This window comes from Thiothrix fructosivorans, assembly GCF_017349355.1.
Classification (GTDB): domain Bacteria; phylum Pseudomonadota; class Gammaproteobacteria; order Thiotrichales; family Thiotrichaceae; genus Thiothrix; species Thiothrix fructosivorans.
On the sequence record NZ_JAFMPM010000007.1, the window covers coordinates 235,482 to 250,777 of the forward strand.

18 protein-coding genes and 1 pseudogene are annotated in these 15,296 nt (G+C 51.9%); 7 read left to right on the forward strand and 12 right to left on the reverse strand.

What is annotated here, in order from left to right:
* Positions 1–5: 5 nt before the first annotated feature.
* Together trpC and trpD are read right to left on the reverse strand one after the other, a co-directional pair.
* Positions 6–800: an indole-3-glycerol phosphate synthase TrpC gene (gene trpC / locus J1836_RS13850; protein ID WP_207251713.1), complete on the reverse strand. Its 795-nt coding sequence runs from the start codon at positions 798–800 to the stop codon at positions 6–8.
* Positions 800–1,822 (reverse strand): anthranilate phosphoribosyltransferase, encoded by a 1,023-nt coding sequence (gene trpD / locus J1836_RS13855; protein ID WP_207251714.1) that lies wholly within the window; start codon positions 1,820–1,822, stop codon positions 800–802. Before trpD ends, trpC begins: the two co-directional genes overlap by 1 nt.
* A gap of 87 nt (positions 1,823–1,909) precedes the next feature.
* On the opposite strand from trpD, the gene J1836_RS13860 reads away from it, so the two are divergent.
* Together J1836_RS13860 and J1836_RS13865 are read left to right on the forward strand one after the other, a co-directional pair.
* On the forward strand, positions 1,910–2,098 hold the full coding sequence (locus J1836_RS13860) for a YgaP family membrane protein (protein WP_207251715.1): 189 nt from the start codon (positions 1,910–1,912) through the stop codon (positions 2,096–2,098).
* A gap of 87 nt (positions 2,099–2,185) precedes the next feature.
* Complete coding sequence (locus J1836_RS13865; RefSeq protein WP_207251716.1) at positions 2,186–2,863, forward strand: hypothetical protein; 678 nt, start codon at positions 2,186–2,188, stop codon at positions 2,861–2,863.
* Here the strand turns inward: J1836_RS13865 and J1836_RS13870 are convergent.
* Positions 2,836–3,006, reverse strand: coding sequence for a MerR family transcriptional regulator (locus tag J1836_RS13870; protein ID WP_207251824.1), 171 nt, complete (start codon positions 3,004–3,006; stop codon positions 2,836–2,838). The two genes, J1836_RS13865 and J1836_RS13870, sit on opposite strands and share 28 nt — an antisense overlap.
* A gap of 65 nt (positions 3,007–3,071) precedes the next feature.
* On the opposite strand from J1836_RS13870, the pseudogene J1836_RS21595 reads away from it, so the two are divergent.
* Positions 3,072–3,194, forward strand: a pseudogene (locus J1836_RS21595) (IS607 family transposase); the annotation flags it as partial.
* Between the two features lie 68 nt (positions 3,195–3,262).
* On the opposite strand, the gene J1836_RS13875 reads toward J1836_RS21595, so the two are convergent.
* The gene (locus J1836_RS13875; protein WP_207251717.1) at positions 3,263–3,553 is read right to left on the reverse strand and encodes a zinc ribbon domain-containing protein; all 291 of its coding nucleotides are present in this window, start codon (positions 3,551–3,553) and stop codon (positions 3,263–3,265) included.
* A 139-nt stretch (positions 3,554–3,692) separates the two neighbouring features.
* Entirely contained in the window at positions 3,693–4,028 is a 336-nt protein-coding gene (locus tag J1836_RS13880; protein ID WP_207251718.1) for a LysM peptidoglycan-binding domain-containing protein, read from the reverse strand.
* A gap of 226 nt (positions 4,029–4,254) precedes the next feature.
* Here J1836_RS13880 and J1836_RS13885 point away from each other — a divergent pair, with 226 nt between their 5' ends.
* A complete protein-coding gene (locus tag J1836_RS13885; protein WP_207251719.1) occupies positions 4,255–4,728 on the forward strand; it encodes an STY0301 family protein in 474 nt (157 codons plus the stop codon).
* 108 nt (positions 4,729–4,836) lie between these two features.
* On the opposite strand, the gene J1836_RS13890 is transcribed toward J1836_RS13885, so the two are convergent.
* The 3 genes from J1836_RS13890 to J1836_RS13900 form a co-directional block, all read right to left on the reverse strand.
* A complete protein-coding gene (locus J1836_RS13890) occupies positions 4,837–5,070 on the reverse strand; it encodes a hypothetical protein (protein ID WP_207251720.1) in 234 nt (77 codons plus the stop codon).
* Between the two features lie 183 nt (positions 5,071–5,253).
* A complete protein-coding gene (locus J1836_RS13895; RefSeq protein WP_207251721.1) occupies positions 5,254–5,829 on the reverse strand; it encodes a protoglobin domain-containing protein in 576 nt (191 codons plus the stop codon).
* A gap of 10 nt (positions 5,830–5,839) precedes the next feature.
* Entirely contained in the window at positions 5,840–6,202 is a 363-nt protein-coding gene (locus tag J1836_RS13900) for a roadblock/LC7 domain-containing protein (RefSeq protein ID WP_207251722.1), read from the reverse strand.
* Positions 6,203–6,437: 235 nt separating this feature from the next.
* On the opposite strand from J1836_RS13900, the gene J1836_RS13905 reads away from it, so the two are divergent.
* Positions 6,438–6,713, forward strand: a complete 276-nt coding sequence (locus J1836_RS13905; RefSeq protein ID WP_242632855.1) for a pirin-like C-terminal cupin domain-containing protein — start codon at positions 6,438–6,440, stop codon at positions 6,711–6,713.
* 239 nt (positions 6,714–6,952) lie between these two features.
* Here the strand turns inward: J1836_RS13905 and J1836_RS13910 are convergent, their stop codons facing one another.
* Complete coding sequence (locus J1836_RS13910; RefSeq protein ID WP_207251724.1) at positions 6,953–8,638, reverse strand: alpha-amylase family glycosyl hydrolase; 1,686 nt, start codon at positions 8,636–8,638, stop codon at positions 6,953–6,955.
* A 138-nt stretch (positions 8,639–8,776) separates the two neighbouring features.
* Between J1836_RS13910 and J1836_RS13915 the strand changes: the two genes are divergently transcribed.
* Together J1836_RS13915 and J1836_RS13920 are read left to right on the forward strand one after the other, a co-directional pair.
* Positions 8,777–9,805, forward strand: a complete 1,029-nt coding sequence (locus tag J1836_RS13915) for a substrate-binding domain-containing protein (RefSeq protein ID WP_207251725.1) — start codon at positions 8,777–8,779, stop codon at positions 9,803–9,805.
* A gap of 80 nt (positions 9,806–9,885) precedes the next feature.
* A complete protein-coding gene (locus J1836_RS13920) occupies positions 9,886–11,487 on the forward strand; it encodes an alpha-glucosidase (protein ID WP_207251726.1) in 1,602 nt (533 codons plus the stop codon).
* Between the two features lie 42 nt (positions 11,488–11,529).
* Here the strand turns inward: J1836_RS13920 and glgC are convergent, their stop codons facing one another.
* From glgC to J1836_RS13935, 3 genes are read right to left on the reverse strand one after another with little or no spacing between them, the layout of a single operon-like run.
* Positions 11,530–12,780, reverse strand: a complete 1,251-nt coding sequence (gene glgC, locus J1836_RS13925; protein WP_207251727.1) for a glucose-1-phosphate adenylyltransferase — start codon at positions 12,778–12,780, stop codon at positions 11,530–11,532.
* Positions 12,781–12,807: 27 nt separating this feature from the next.
* On the reverse strand, positions 12,808–14,253 hold the full coding sequence (gene pyk / locus J1836_RS13930; RefSeq protein ID WP_207251728.1) for a pyruvate kinase: 1,446 nt from the start codon (positions 14,251–14,253) through the stop codon (positions 12,808–12,810).
* A gap of 34 nt (positions 14,254–14,287) precedes the next feature.
* Positions 14,288–15,295: an ABC transporter ATP-binding protein gene (locus tag J1836_RS13935; RefSeq protein ID WP_207251729.1), complete on the reverse strand. Its 1,008-nt coding sequence runs from the start codon at positions 15,293–15,295 to the stop codon at positions 14,288–14,290.
* Position 15,296 lies beyond the last annotated feature (1 nt).

Sequence of the window (15,296 nt, forward strand, 5' to 3'; positions counted from 1 at the left end):
GCTTGCTAGAAAAACAGTTTTTTGAGTTCAGTGCCGGGATCTTCCGCACGCATGAAGGCTTCGCCCACCAGAAAGGCGTTCACGCCGTGGTCACGCATCAGTTGCACATCGGCGGGGGTATGGATGCTGCTTTCCGTGACCAGCAGGACATCCTCTGGCACATCAGGAAGCAGATCAAGGGTCGTTTGCAGAGACGTCTCAAACGTCCGCAGGTTGCGGTTATTGATACCGATCAGTGGGGCATTGAGACGCAAGGCACGCCCAAGTTCATCCTTGTCATGCACTTCAATCAGTGCATCCATGCCCAGTTCCGTTGCCAGCACGTACAGATCCGTCATCTGTGCGTCAGCCAATGCCGCCACGATCAGCAGGATGCAATCTGCACCAATCGCCCGTGCTTCGTAAACCTGATACCGATCAACGATGAAATCTTTACGAATAACGGGCAATTGGCAGGCGGCACGCGCGGCCTGCAAATAGCTTTCGCTGCCTTGAAAGTAGTGCGCATCGGTCAGCACCGACAAACACGCCGCACCGCCGCGCTCGTAACTCGCCGCAATCGCAGGTGGGTCGAAATTTTCGCGAATCAGGCCTTTGCTTGGCGAGGCTTTTTTAATTTCCGCAATCACCGCTGCTTCACCCGCCGCCAGACGTTTGCGCATGGCTTGCTCGAAACCACGCACGGGCGAAGCACTCGCTGCCTCTGCCTGCAATTGTGCCAAGCTACACACGGCAGAACGTGCCGCGATTTCCTCCTGCTTAGTACGCAGGATTTTTTGCAAAATATCAGGGGTACTCATCAGGCATCAAAACTTTTGGTTAGGTCAATCAATTGCTGCAAACGCACGGCGGCTGCACCGGAATCCAGCACTTGCTGGGCTTTGGCAACACCAGCAGCATGGCTATCCGCCAGACCTGCCACGTAAATCGCCGCACCTGCGTTCAAGCATACAATGTCACGCGCTGTGCCTTGTTCACCGGCAAACACGCCCTGAATCAGTTGCAGGCTTTCTTGCGCCGTTTCCACCCGAATACTGTCAAGGCTGGATTGCTGCAAGCCAACATCTTCAGGCTGCATGGTGTATTCGGTAATCACACCATCTTTTAGTTCTGCCACAAACGTCAAGGCTGCGGTGCTGATTTCATCCAGCCCATCGGCAGCATGAACCACCATAACATGATGACTTCCCGAGGTTTTCAACACCTCAGCCATCGGGCGTACCCAATGTTGGTCAAACACACCGAGGACTTGGTTGGGTGCATTCGCCGGATTCGACATCGGCCCCAGCAGGTTGAAAATCGTGCGTACCCCTAATTCCCGCCGTGGCGCACTCGCATGACCCATCGCACTGTGATGCTTTTGCGCAAACAGAAAGCCCACGCCCAAGGTATTGATACACTCGGCAACCTGTGCGGGGGTAATGTTCAGATTCACGCCTGCCGCTTCCAACACATCCGCGCTGCCGGATTTGCTGGAAATCGAACGGTTGCCGTGTTTAGCCACTCGCGCTCCCGCCGCTGCTGCGACAAACGCACTAGCAGTGGAAATATTGAACGTGCCGGATGAATCCCCGCCCGTACCGCACGTATCCACCAAATGTTCCGGCGACACCTCAACACGGGTCGATAATTCGCGCATGACACTGGCGGCGGCACTGATTTCAGTCACCGTTTCACCCCGCATCCGCAAGCCTATCAGAAACCCGCCGATTTGCGCGGGAGTGGCTTGACCTGTCATGATGATGCGCATGGCTGCGGTCATTTCTTCCTTGGAAAATGAACTGTTTTCCGTGATTTTGCGTATAAAGTTTTGCAATTCCATGAATTCTGCTTGATTCTTGCTAAGCTATGAATGGACGAATGCTAACATGATTTAGTCCTTTGTGTTCACTACTGAAAGAGGTGTCTGATGGAAAAGAACGTTGGTAGCATGGATAGAAATATCCGCTTCGGGGCAGGCGCTGTCCTGCTGATTTGGGGCTTGGTGTTCAAAGGTGGCTTTTTGCTAACCCTGATCGGCATTGTGCTGTTGGCAACTGCCTATCTGAATTTCTGCCCTGCCTACAAACTGATTGGCATGAATACCGATAAGAAATAAGGTGATTTCTACTGGTCTGGTTAGCGTCATTTGCCGCTAGCCAGTCAGTGTGCGATATTGCCCGCCATTCAGTTGGAAGGACATACCATGATCATCAAACCCAGTGAACGCCCCGGCTCACACGAACGTCATTTGCTGCGCAAAGCCAGCAACCCACTATTCCCGTTTGCTCCCACCTTAGACGATGACAACCTCATCGACGCGCAACGCCTTGACCACGAAGCCTTGCAAACCTTTAACAGCGAATTTCGCACCTTGCTGGAAGAAACCACCGCGCTCACGGGCAACGTTGACAGCGACGTGATTTTGCAGCTCAAAGACCGCTTAGACCGCACTTACGAAACAGCCTCCAGCCTCGGTGATGAATTAGGCAAAACCAAAGACGCTATCCGCAAACTGCTAGGGTTTATGATGGCAAGCGTGCGCCGTGGCGCAGGTTCGGATATGCAGGCACACAGTGAACTTGATCAGGAAGAAATGGCGCGAGAAGCGCATTTCGCCTTGTTAGATGCCCCCTTGGTGGCAGATTTGTTGAACCCTGCCTCGCCAATTCACCCTGACGAATTAGTACCCACGCTGTTGTCTGCCGACAAAGACGAGCTGCAATTAGCGCTGCAAATGTTTGACGAAGTGCAATTGTTAGCCATTTTAAGCCAAGGCGCGGCGTTGCTTGAACAGTTACAGGGTGAAGGCGTGAATGTCAGCGTTCCGCAGGAAAAGTTGGCGTTTATGCAAGGCTATGCGGAATTTGCGGGCGGATTGTAATACGGCAGCGTACTGAACGCCTGATGCTGCGCTGGGTAACGCTGCTCAAACAAGTGATGCCACTGGCGCATAGTCGCCTCGTCCAAGCCAGTTTCACGGAATAGTTCAATCCACTGGGTTTTGGTCATGTTGGTGTTTGGCATAATGCATTCCTGATTGTTGATTGGAATAGGGGCTTGAACAGTTCGTTTGAACTCTACTTTATACTAATCAAAAAGACGATTTGGAACGCCAAAAGTAAGTGCTGGGATTCTATTGCGGCCAGCATGGCTGGACATTTGAGCTAATATCCGACCTCGGTTCAGGCATGAACTACTACAAAAAAGGGTTAGTAACAGGTGAGTTGTATCAGACTAAAAGTAGTCATGGTGTTGAATTCCTGCTTCACGGGGGCTGGTTTCACCTTCGGCTTGCGCCTTCCCTTCCACAGGCCGACACCGTGTCACTCACGGCGTAGTTGGCTAGGTTAATAGCCGCATTCACATTCCGGTCGTGGTTTCTGCCACAGGTCGGGCAAGCCCATTCACGTACCGATAGTGGCAATTTGTCCACTTTATGCCCACATCCTGGGGCAGAACAGGTCTTGCTGGAGGCAAAAAACCGATCTTGCCGATGGTGTGGAAACGGCGGGTCAGTGTGGGAAACTGTGGCTGAGAGGATTTTGCCGGAAAAGCGTAACGTTTCCTGCATCCGCACTAACCCAAGGTTGGGAATGCGGATGCGGCAAGTGTTTCAGCCTGTTACTAACCCCTTACACAAAAAGGCAAGCTAACCCAGCATTACCTGAATTAGCCTGCCTCTTCCCTATGCTAGCAGCTCTAACTTCAGCTTAACGAATACGCAGACGCTGACCGACAAAAATAGTATCACCCCGCAGATGGTTCAAGCGTTTCAGCGTGGCGACACGCGTGCGATACTTATGCGCAATACCACTCAGCGTATCCCCCCGATGTACACGGATAAAACGTGCCTTTTGTGGGTGCTGCTGTTGTTGTCCTTGCTGTTGTTGTCCTTGTGGCTTAGGCGGTGGCTTGACTGGCACTTGCTGCTGTTGTTGCATCGGTTTCTGTTGCACAGGGTTAGCCCCTTCCGCAAATACAGCACTACTTACCGCGACCATCATTGTAGATGCCAAAGCCGCTACGATGAAATGACGTATTTTCATAATCGTTCTCCTTGAATTTGATTATCGACTATTTAGCCTCACTTTAAGTTTAGCCCATACACTCTATAATATTGAGGCTTTCAAATGTAAAGTTATGTAAATTATTTGTGCCATCCAGAACCCTCCTAAAAGATGTGCCATAATTACAGCGAGCCATGTAACAAATCTATAGAGAAGACAATAAATACGTTTTATTTTTAAAATAACTGATCAGGAGTTTGCGAAAATGTTGACACAATGGTTTTTTTTAGCAATGGCAGCATCAATGTTGTCACCGAGTGTTGCTGCGGACGATTACACCTGCCCTTTATCCTTGGAAATTAAGGAAAAACTTGTTTCCGAGCCAGCCGACTGGTCAGGCATGTACGAAAAGTCATCTGGAGAAATAGCTTACACAGGTAATAACGAAGTCAGCGATACGGTTAATTTAGTAGAAATCATGCTTTATTCCGGTGAACCTAAAGAACAAGCCACTCTTATACCCGATAATGCTGATAACCTTTCAGAAGAAGAAGGTGATAGCCTTTGGTCTTTTAAATCACCTGATGAACAGAAAAAACACCCACTGTATATGGTTTGCCGCTATGACGGTTCAAGTTTAGGAGTATTCAGGAAACTAGCAACGCCTGTTAAAGCCTGCACTTGGCATTTTAAACCAGACGCAGCAAATAATATCCTGACGTGTGTGCCTGCTTTGTAACAATGGAACTGTATCGACGAGCTGGGCGATGGTGTTTACCACTACGCCCCGCACGAACATGCGCAAAAGCCAACCCACTAGGCGGCTTCCCCAAACACAACTGACCAATCATAGACGAATAATGTGGGATATATAGACGCTATTCATCCATCGCGTCGAAGGTTTACCCGCTGGTTTATACGCCCTACCCCGCCACACCGCACCCTTTCCTGCCATCAGGACATCGCCTCCACCTACCTTGAAGCGGTTCGAGCTAGGCAATTCCTCTGGCAAAGCGGCGGAACTGGCGGGTATGTCACGCATCGACTTTTTGATGAAATGTGGGTAATACAAAGTCAGCATTTTCAACTACGACGCTGACGAACTGGCACAAGAAATGGACGCTGACGTGGCGACATTGTTTGCCTAACCGAAGAAAATGTGGCGCGGTGCGTGGTGACAGAGGAAGTGGTGAAGGGCGCGGCAGAGGTTGTGTGGAATACCATGAGCCAGAAACCACTCAACTCGAAGCCACCACGTAACCGATTACTTATACGCTCTTGCCAGATTGTCAAACAGCTTCCGGCTCATGCCAGTGATGCGCAGGAATTTTTCCAATTCTTCCGCCAAGGAGGAGGACTGGTAGGATTCCTGCATGATCAGCAAGGAAAAGCCGGTCGCCGCGTTGAGCGCCCGAATTGCTTTCAGCAACATGGCCTGATCATCGGCGTACACCTCGCCGAAAATACGGATCAGTTCGGACTGGATAATGGTCATCGCCCCCGCCACAAACTCGACCGGCAGCTTGACCTTGACGTGGACATCACCCACTTTATAGAGCTTCTGGGTATATTCCACGCCGAAATCACTGCTGAACAACTCATGTAGCCACGCCACATGCGTTCTTTTCAAGCCCTCGACCCGCCCTTCCAGAAAGTCACGCGTTTTGGGAATGAGCAGCAAACGGTCATAGAAAATATCGCTCACTTCTTGCAGCCTTGCACTCACATCGGGATACACCTGATGCAAGAGCGCGATGTTGGCATTATCCAACCCAGAAAATTGTTTGGCATACTCACAAAGTGCCTGTATGTCGATGTTTTTCACTGTTTTCGTCCTCATTGAAAGCGTTTTATCGATATTCTTTTATTTGCACTACTGTCTGCTGAATAGCAGCGGTAATCAGGTCAAGGCGGGCATCTGGCTTTACCAACACGGCAATAAATGCCTGTTCGCCTGCTGGGGTAATCAGCACAGTGCCGTACTTGGCGGTGATGAGTACTTGTTCAACATCGCCATACCGCAATGTCCGCAGGGTACTTTTGCCCAACGACAAAACCGCTGCACTGATCGCGCTGACTCGATCCTCATCCACATCGGGGGGCAGCGATGAAGCTAGCGCCAAACCGGTCATGGAAATAAGGGTAGATGCCTCAATAGTGGCATGAGTACCGTTCAAGTCAGCGAGTATCTGAGCTAACAAGTCTGAGTGCATGTAGTGATCCCTAAATTCAGGTTAGGAAGTCTAATAATGAAGGGAGTATAGAAGGATACTGCGCCAATGTGCGGAATTTAAGACAAGTGACCGTTGATACTGCATAGTAGAATAATAGTCCACACAACACTCACAGGAGCTTTCAACATGGCAATCAAATCCTTACACCGCATTTTGTGTTCGCAGGGCAGCCACTGGGTAGGCGATGGTTTTCCGGTATGTTCCTTACTGTCTTATGACAGCGGGTTGGAGGCGCTGCAAAGCCCGTTCCTGCTTTCCCGCCGACAGAGCGGCGACTGGGGGTGGGTGCGCACCCGCACCGGGGCTTCGAGACCGTGACAGCAGCGAAGCCGCTACCGTGCTGCTGCTGACGGGCGAACCGCTGCATGAACCTGTGGTTGGCTATGGGCCTTTCGTGATGAATACCCAGCAGGAAATCCGCCAAGCGATAGAGGATTACCGCAACGGCAAAATGGGCAAACTGAATCCGCGCACCTTTCCCGCCGCATGAGCTACCACCCCGGAAATCACGATAACCACCACAAACAGTTCCGCCCGCCACTGCGGTAACAGGGTGATTCCTGACTTTCAGACACCTCTTTGGCGGTGAGTGCAAGAATACCGTTGCAACCTTTCACCAGCGGTACGCGGGTATCGGGTGGCAGCTAGGTGTCAGCAACGGTGGAAACCGATGCTGACTCGCAGCCCAACAACCTTGTGGGTATAACGCCTGCGCAAGACGATGAAATCTTAAAATCTCTCGCTGGTAACAACGTGCTGGTTCGAGTCCGGCTTCTGACACCAATCTATATCGGCAAACCACGCGCCATAGCCACCAAGATACACCGTATTCCCCTCACATCGTCCACCCAAGCCGTTGTTAGCAGCTAGCGGATTCAATACCATCGCCACTGGCAACACATACGTTTGCACCGCACTCCCCAAATTAAACAGACAGCACACCTGACCGCGCAACATCACCAACAACGGCTCTGGTGCATCCAAAAACTGGCAATCGCCACTCAGCAAATCCGGCTGTTGCTTCCGCCAATGCAAAAACGTGCTAACACGTTGCAACACCGAATCCGCCGCAATCTCTTGCACCTCAACCGCCAATGCCTGATGTACCGCTGGCACAGGCAACCACGTTTTCACGCCTTCTGGCGAAAATCCCGCATTCGCACCATCACGCCACGGCATCGGCGTGCGGCAACCGTCACGCCCCTTGTATTCCGGCCAAAAGCGGATACCAAACGGGTCTTGCAAATCCTCAAACGCAATCTCCGCTTCCGGCAAACCCAACTCTTCACCTTGATACAGGCAAGCACTACCGCGCAAACTGGTCAGAATTGCCACCAATAAGGGCGCTGCTTGCGGCTCTAAACCCCAACGGCTCACCACGCGCATAACATCGTGGTTGGAAAAAGCCCAACATGCCCAACCACCGCCTTGCGCCTGCATATTTTCTGCGACGCGCCGAATATGCGCTGCACTGAATTCATTGGTCATGAAATCAAAGCTATACGCCATGTGGATACGCTTACCCGTTTCGGTATACTCCGCAATTCGCGCATACATATCCGTCACCGCCCCCAATTCACCCACCGATGTCACCGCCGGATACGCATCCATCACCCCACGCAAGCGTTCCAAAAACGCCAGATTTTCTGGGCGAGTAATATTGTAGAGCGGCTCTTGCAGCGCATACGGGTTGGTTGCATCAATCCCATTCACGCGCTTATCACCAATCGGCGGATTGTCACGCAATTGCTGATCATGCACGTACATATTGACCGTATCCAGCCGGAAACCATCCACCCCTAAATCCAGCCAGAACCGCACCACAGCCAACAATGCATCTTGCACGTCACGGTTGTGGAAATTCAAATCCGGCTGACTGGTGAGGAAGTTATGCAAATAATACTGACGGCGGCGCGTATCCCATTCCCATGCCGAACCGCCAAAAATCGACAACCAATTCGTCGGTGGCGAACCGCCTGCTGTGGCATCTGCCCACACGTACCAATCCGCTTTGGCGTTCGTGTCTGACGCACGGCTTTCCACAAACCACGGGTGCTGATCGGACGTGTGCGACAATACCAAATCAATCAGCACCCGCACGTCCAATTGATGTGCCGAACTCAACAACGTTTTAAAGTCATCCAACACCCCAAACAACGGGTCAACATCGCAATAATCCGCCACGTCATAGCCAAAATCTTTCATCGGTGAAGTAAAAAACGGTGAAATCCAAATCGCATCCACACCCAGTGCCGCAATATAAGGCAACCGTTGAATAATCCCCGGCAAATCGCCAATCCCATCGCCATTGGAATCTTGGTAAGAGCGCGGGTAAATTTGGTAAATCACCGCCCCCTTCCACCAGTCACTGTCACCGCCCAATTGTAAATACGGCTGTTGATTCTGACGCTGCATTGCTTGCTCCTTTGATGGTCATTCTGTTTGATATGAACGCACATTACACCACAAATCCAAAGCGCTTTAAATTGTATGCAGGATTTTTTAAGACTAGAATCAGACAAATACATTGAAACCACGGATGGCATAACGCCCATGAACCTGAAAGCGCTTTCCCAACACCTCGGACTCTCCCAAACCACGGTCAGCCGTGCGCTCAACGGTTATCCCGAAGTCAGTGAACGTACCCGCGAACGGGTGATGCAAGCCGCCATTGAGCTGAATTATCGCCCTAATCCCAATGCCAAATCGCTGGCAACGGGGCGCACTGAACACATCGGCATTATCCTGCCCATCGAACAAAACTTATTTATGGAACCTGTCTTCGGTGAATTCATGGCAGGCATTGCGCAATGCCTCGCCGAAGCTGACATGGACATGACCATCATGCCCACGCCGCGTAGCAATGAATTGCAGGCTTATCAACAACTGGCGATTTCTGGGCGGGTGGATGGTATTCTGATCAGCAGCCCAACCTTGCAGGATGCGCGGGTGGCGTGTTTGGCGGAATCCGATTTTCCGTTCGTATTACATGGGCGAACAGAGTGCGCCTTTCCGTATTCCTACCTCGACATCGACAACCAAGGCGCATTTGCTAATGCCACGCGCTTGCTGCTGGACTTGGGGCATCAACGCATTAGCCTCGTCAACGGCGATGAAAGCATGACTTTTGCGCGTGACCGTCACGCAGGCTACCGCCAAGCCTTGCAAGAACACGGGGTCACTTACGACCCGCAATTGGTGTGTTCGCAAGGCAGCATGACCGAGGAACACGGCTTCAATTCGGTCTCGCGCTTGCTGTTGCAACGCCCCCGCCCCAGCGCGTTTATTGTCGGCAGCATGATTTTGGCGTTGGGTGCAATGCGTGCAATTCGCCATCACGGCTTAGAACCAGGGCATGATATTGCCTTGATTGCACACGATGACCACCTGCCCTATTTGCAAGCCGATAAGTTTGACCCGCCATTGACCACCACCAGTTCGTCGATTCGTGCTGCTGGTTATGAAATCACCCAAGTGCTGCACGCGGAAATCAACAATAAAGGCATGGGGCATAGCCAGACGGTATTGCCCGTCGAACTGATTGTGCGTGGCTCAACCCGCACGTATAAAAGACCCGCCTAAGTTTCTTTGCTACAAATTCAAAGCGCTTTGAATTATACTTTGGTCTACCCATAACGATGATCGACCCAAGGAGATTAACCATGAGCGAATGGTGGCGTGGCGCAGTAACGTATCAAATTTATCCCCGCTCGTATCAAGACAGCACCGGCAACGGCATTGGCGATTTACCCGGTATTACGGCTCGCTTGCCCTATATTGCTGATCTAGGTGTCGATGCGATTTGGCTATCGCCGATTTTCACCTCACCGATGGCGGATATGGGCTATGACGTGGCGAATTACACCGACATTGACCCGTGTTTCGGCACATTAGCGGATTTCGATGCGCTGATTGCCAACGCTCATGCACTGGGTTTGAAAGTCATTATTGATCAGGTGCTCTCGCATTCGAGCAATCAACACCCGTTTTTTCAGGAAAGCCGCCAAAGCCGCGACAATCCCAAAGCGGATTGGTATGTGTGGGCAGATCCGCAACACGACGGCTCACCGCCTAACAACTGGCTGTCGATTTTTGGCGGCGGTGCATGGCAATGGGAATCGCGTCGCCATCAATATTACCTGCACAACTTCTTAGTCGAGCAGCCCGATTTCAATTTCCACAATCCCGACGTGCAAGACTGGCTCTTATCCACGATGCGTTTTTGGCTGGAACGCGGCGTTGATGGTTTCCGCTTGGATACGGTGAATTTCTACTTCCATGACAAGTTGTTGCGTAGTGATCCCGCTGATTACCGCCGTAAAGCTGTGCCGGAATGGAATCCTTACGCGATGCAATACCATATTTTTTCCAAAAATCAGCCGGAAAATCTGCCCTTTATTGAGCGGATGCGGGCGTTATTGGATGAATACCCTGACCGTACAATGGTCGGAGAAATGGGCGAATCACACCACGCTATCCGCATGATGGGCGAATACACCACGGGCAAACGGCTGCACATGTGCTATTCGTTCGAGATGCTGGATACCGCGTTCAGCGCCGCGCATTTCCGCCAACAGATCGAGGAGTTTTTTACCGATGCACCACACGGCTGGCCTTGCTGGGCATTTTCCAACCATGACGTGGTACGCCATGTGAGTCGCTGGGCAGCACACGGCGCAAGTCAAGATGCGTTAGCTAAACAAGCGAGCGCGTTATTGCTGTCGTTACAAGGTTCGATTTGCTTGTATCAGGGCGAAGAGCTGGGGCAAACTGAATCCGACTTGGAATACCATGAATTGACTGACCCGCAAGGCATCCGTTTCTGGCCGGAAAACAAAGGGCGCGATGGTTGCCGCACGCCGATGGTGTGGGATGCCAGCCAACGCAATACCGGTTTCAGCACGGGCAAACCGTGGTTGCCGATCAATGCACCGCAAATGAATCGCCATGTAGCGGGGCAAGTGGGTAAAGCCGATTCGGTGCTGGCATTTTACAAGCAGATGTTGACATTACGCCGGAGCAGTGAAGCCTTGCAGCATGGCAATAGCGTGTTTTTTGATACGGCAGAACCGATTTTGGCGTTTACCCGTGGCGATAATATCCTGTGCGTCTTCAACCTGTCGCCGCAAGCGCAAACCGTGCAAGTGCAAGGCACGCTCGATATGGCATTGAGCGCAGCGGCGCAGCTATCCGACACTACGCTGGCGTTAGACGCAAACGGCGTAGCGATTTTCTACATGACGGGTGACGTGTCGGTTGCGTAAAGATTGGGGTGCTACGCTGATAATGGCGTAGCACCGCAAAGATTACTGCCCCAGCATCGCCGGAGTCACCAAGGTAATCCCCTTTTCCGTCACCCGAAACCGCGCCGCATCCGCTACCGGATCTTCGCCAATCACCGTACCTTCCGGCAAGTCGCAACCACGATCAATCACCGCCCGACTAATCCGGCAATGCCGCCCAATGCTGACCTCGGGCAAGATCACCGAATCTGTCACCGTGCTGTACGAATGCACTTTCACATTGGAAAACAGCAAGGAATTGATCACTGCCGCCCCCGAAATCACACAGCCTGCGGACACGACCGAATCCAACGCCTTGCCTTCGCGCCCTTCATCCCGAAACACGAATTTGGCGGAAGGGAGCTGGCGATGATGCGTCAAAATAGGCCAAGTCTCATCGTACAAATTCAGCTCTGGCTCGACCGCCACCAATTCCATATTGGCTTCCCAGAATGCATCAATCGTTCCCACGTCGCGCCAATACGGTTGCTTACCCGTCACCGGATCGCGGAACGGATGCGCGTAAACTGCATGGGTATGGATAATGGCGGGAATAATATCCTTGCCAAAATCGTGACTAGAATCAGGGTTTGCTGCATCCTGATGCAACTGTTCAAACAAGAATTCGGTATTGAAAATGTAATTGCCCATCGACGCGAGCGCGGTGTCATCCGACCCCGGCATGGGTTGCGGGTTAGCCGGTTTTTCATCGAACGCTATCACGCGATGCTGCTCATCCACGGTCATTACGCCAAACCCTTTGGCATCTTCCAACGACACCCCCACGCACGCCACAGTCATATCCGCGCCCTTGGCAACGTGTTGTGCCAGCATTTCGCCGTAATCCATCTTGTAAATGTGGTCGCCTGACAATACCAACACATACTTGGGGTGCAGCGTTTCCACAATATCCAGATTTTGGTAAATCGCATCCGCTGTTCCCTCGTACCAGTTATTGCTAGTAGTACGCTGCGAGGCAGGCAAAATTTCAACAAACTCACCCAGATCAGTACGGAAATTCGACCAACCGTGTACCAAATGGCGGATCAAGGAGTGCGCCTTGTACTGCGTCAACACCCCGATTTTGCGGATACCGGAGTTGACGCAGTTGGACAGCGGAAAGTCGATAATGCGAAATTTCCCACCAAAGAAAACGGCAGGCTTGGCACGGCGGTCGGTCAGTTCATACAAACGCGAACCGCGCCCCCCCGCCAATACCAACGCTAACGTATCGCGAGTCAGCAAACTGACAAAGCGCGGATTATGAGTTGACATACTTCCTCCTATAGCGATCGACTGTAGTTAACCGTTTTGATGTTCGCCGACGCGCAAAATTTTGAGCTGATTCGTGCCGCCTTTGATACCCGACAGGTCGCCTTTGGTAATAATCACCAAGTCGCCTGAGCTGACAATACCGACTTTTAATAACAGCTCAACGGCTTCGCGATTCGCCGTTTTGGAATCCTTAAACGGCGTAGGCAATTTAACCGGATATACCCCACGGTACAAGCTAACCCGTTGCGCCGCCGCATCATTGGTGGTTAAGGCATAAATGGGAATGCCCGCCCGTACTCGCGACATCCACAACGGCGTTGCGCCCGATTCCGTCAATGCCGCAATCGCCCGTACCCCCATGTGGCTAGCCATGTACATACTCGCCATTGCCACGCCTTCATCCATGTAGGCAAACGGCTGGTCTAAGCGGTGATCAGGTTTGTGCGCATTCGCTTGCTCCGCTTCTTTGCAAATCGTGGCAACCGTTTCTACCACGCGCACGGGGTGTTTACCCATCGCGGTTTCACCGGACAACATCACCGCATCCGTGCCATCCATGACCGCATTGGCTACGTCAAATACTTCGGCACGGGTCGGAATAGGATTTTCAATCATGGTTTCCATCATCTGCGTTGCCGTAATGACGGCACGATTCAGGTAACGGGCGCGTTTGATCAGCGTCTTTTGGGCTTTGGGCAACTTGGCATCGCCAATTTCCACACCCAAATCGCCACGCGCCACCATAATGGCATCGGAGGCGAGAATAATTTCATCCATCGTCGGCTGTTCGACCGTTTCCGAGCGTTCCATCTTGGCAACAATCGCCGCACTACCACCAGCAGCCACCATCAAACGGCGAGCCTTATGCAAATCGTGGGCGCTGCGTGGGAACGATACCGCCAGAAAATCCACTTTCATCGCGGCAGCCGTTTTAATGTCTTCCTTGTCTTTATCGGTCAAGGCAGCCGCCGACAAACCACCACCACGACGATTCAAGCCTTTGTTATTGGAAAGCACGCCGCCATTAATCACACGGGTATGAATTTCTTGACCTTGCACAGCCGTGATGGCCAAGACAATGCGCCCGTCGTCCAACCACAACTCATCACCCGCCACCACGTCGTAAATCAGTTCCTTGTAGCCCAACCCAACGCGCTGCTGGTCGCCCGCATCTTTATCCAATGCCGCATCCAGAATGAAGGTGTCACCGGCTATCAACGTAATATAGCCGTCACGGAAGCGCGAAATACGCAGTTTTGGACCTTGTAAATCGCCGAGAATCCCCACGACGCGCCCGGCTTTTTGTGCCATTTCACGTACCAGTTCCGCCCGTGCAATGTGTTCCGCTGGTGAACCGTGGGAAAAGTTTAAACGAACCACATCCACCCCTGCGCGGATAATGGCTTCAATCGCCTCTGGCGTGCTGGTGGCAGGGCCAAGGGTTGCTACAATTTTAGTGCGTCTCACATACATACCTTTTCATTATATTATTCGGCAAACCGTTGATTTATTGACGCATCGGTTTACCCTTAACATCAAAACGGTGTAAATTTTCAGCCTGCGGACGTACCCCAACGGTACTGCCCAACGGTAAACGCACTTTACCATCAACACGAACAATGATGGGCATTTCCTCGCCAATCGCCACAAACAAGTAATTGTCCGAACCGAGGTTTTCAAAATGCACTACCTCACCCGACCAAACCGGATTCGTATTATCCATTACCAAATGTTCTGCACGGATACCCAGCGTATGGCATTGAAACGCCTCCGCCTGCTTGCCCGTGAGGAAATTCATTTTCGGTGAACCAATAAACCCTGCCACAAACAACGAGTTCGGTTGGGCATACAGTTCCTCTGGCGTACCCACTTGTTCCACGATGCCATCGCGCAAGACGCAAATCCGATCTGCCAACGTCATCGCTTCCACCTGATCGTGGGTCACGTAAATCATGGTGACGTTGTTCATATCGTGGTGCAACTTGGCGATTTCCAAGCGCGTTTGTACCCGCAACGCCGCATCGAGGTTGGAAAGCGGTTCGTCAAACAAAAATACTTGCGGGTCACGCACAATGGCTCGCCCAATCGCGACACGCTGGCGTTGTCCACCGGAGAGCTGCTTCGGCAAACGATCGAGTAAATGGTCGATTTGCAACATTTTCGCGGCTTTCTCGACGCGGGTGCGAATGTCATCCTTGCCCGCCTTGGCAAGCTTCATTCCAAACGCCATATTGTCGTACACCGTCATGTGCGGGTACAACGCATACGATTGGAATACCATCGCGATACCGCGTTTGGATGGTGCTAACGCATTCACCCGCACACTATCAAACAACAAATCGCCAGAAGTAATGTCTTCCAACCCCGAAATCATCCGCAACAACGTGGACTTACCGCAGCCGGAAGGCCCCACAAAGACCATGAATTCGCCTTTCTGGATGTCGAGATCCACACCCTTGATCACATCCACCGCGCCAAAGGATTTACGCACATTCTGTAACTGGATACGTGCCATA